This is a genomic window from Aquimarina sp. RZ0 (genome assembly GCF_008370685.1).
GTDB lineage: Bacteria > Bacteroidota > Bacteroidia > Flavobacteriales > Flavobacteriaceae > Aquimarina.
The window spans coordinates 1-1,379 of record NZ_VTZU01000217.1; the positions used below are offsets into that span (position 1 = coordinate 1).

A 1,379-nucleotide genomic window follows, 5' to 3' on the forward strand; every position below is an offset into this window, starting at 1 on the left:
CAGTTCTTTTTGCTTTTTCACAGCAAGACTCAACTCTTTTTTTTGATACATAAGTTATAGATTTTAATTATTTCTATTAAATTACGAAATCCAGCAGAAAAAAGTTACCGAAGGTTTAGTTCAACGGCTCGTATATGAAAAGTAGCGCTGAAAACAAGCGATAGATTTTCGGATTAACACAAGCCGAATTTTTAAATTTTACTATTTATCTTTTTACTTGGAAATCGTCAAATTTAAAAATTTGGCGACTTCGAAAAAATGCCCGAGCCTTTGTGTTAGCAAAAACTCGCGCTATTTTTTATATACTTTGTTGTGCGCTGGCTTTCTGCGTTCTAATTCATTTTCTACTCTTTTTTCAAGCTCTCTATGTTTAAAATCAAACCAATTTTGTCTAAAATCAGAATGGTCAATTTTATACTTAAATTTTTGAAATGGCTTTTTGTTCGTTAAAATACTTTGTAATTCTAACTTCAAATTTTGATCGGTTAATTGCTGAACAAAAAGTTCCATAATTTTAAATGACTCAAAACTTTCTAAAACCTCAAGTTTTATAAAATCCTTTTTATGTTTTTCGACTTCCTCTAAACTGTCCCTAAAAGCCTCTTTAAAATCTTCTTCGTCTGAAAATTGCGAGAAGCTTGGTATTGCTATAATTTCGTCAGTCTTTAAATTATAATAGCAGTCAAATCCGCAATCCAATTCTTGAGCAATTTCTTTAACGATATTTGACTTAACGTTCTTCATTTGTTTTAAACTAAATAAGAGTAGACGACACAAATTAATATAATTATTCCAATTGTTATTCGGAAGTATTTTTGTTGTTTAGCCTTTCGAGGAAATCCATCTTTTTTAAGTTCCCAAGAAAATATAATTTCAAATAAAGTCGGAAATGGATTTAAAATGAAATCACATACGTGATAACTTTCTTTTGCCTTAATGTTTTTCTCAACTTTGCCACGCTTTTTTGACAGATATTTTGCCGTTTCTATTTTCTTTGGTTCGACTTTTCGATTTGCTAATTCGTTTGTCGCAAGTCGAACAGCTTTCGGATTCCACTTTTCAGGTGCTCCTGCAATTTTGAGCAATTCCTCTGTTGTTCTTTCTTTTATTGGCGGTGTAAATTCGTCCGTCATAATACTTTTAAAAATTCCAAAATTTTGAATTGAATAACTATTTTTCTTAATTTGGTCAGCTTGCGCACAACATTATAGGATTAAATCATTTAAGCCAAAGGCGCAATTTGATTTAATCTGCTGTTGTACTATGCGTTTTTTTTTCTTTTTTTAACCTTCTATGGGGATTGAATCCACTTGTTGTTTACTCAAAGTTAGTTTTTTTGAATAAAATGGCTTTAGTTTTCGTAGTTTTCTTGCGTTTTT

Annotated in this window: 2 protein-coding genes; both read right to left on the reverse strand. The window is 30.5% G+C overall.

Annotated elements, in window-relative coordinates; translation table 11 throughout:
• Nucleotides 1–291: 291 nt before the first annotated feature.
• On the reverse strand, nucleotides 292–744 hold the full coding sequence (locus F0000_RS27325) for a UPF0158 family protein (RefSeq protein ID WP_149627853.1): 453 nt from the start codon (nucleotides 742–744) through the stop codon (nucleotides 292–294).
• A gap of 5 nt (nucleotides 745–749) precedes the next feature.
• The gene (locus F0000_RS27330) at nucleotides 750–1,133 is read right to left on the reverse strand and encodes a hypothetical protein (protein ID WP_149627854.1); all 384 of its coding nucleotides are present in this window, start codon (nucleotides 1,131–1,133) and stop codon (nucleotides 750–752) included.
• Nucleotides 1,134–1,379: the final 246 nt, after the last annotated feature.

Bases quoted from the DNA above. Each gene is read 5' to 3' on its own strand.
- F0000_RS27325 (WP_149627853.1), bottom strand. From the start codon at position 744: ATGAAGAACGTTAAGTCAAATATCGTTAAAGAAATTGCTCAAGAATTG.
- F0000_RS27330 (WP_149627854.1), bottom strand. From the start codon at position 1,133: ATGACGGACGAATTTACACCGCCAATAAAAGAAAGAACAACAGAGGAA.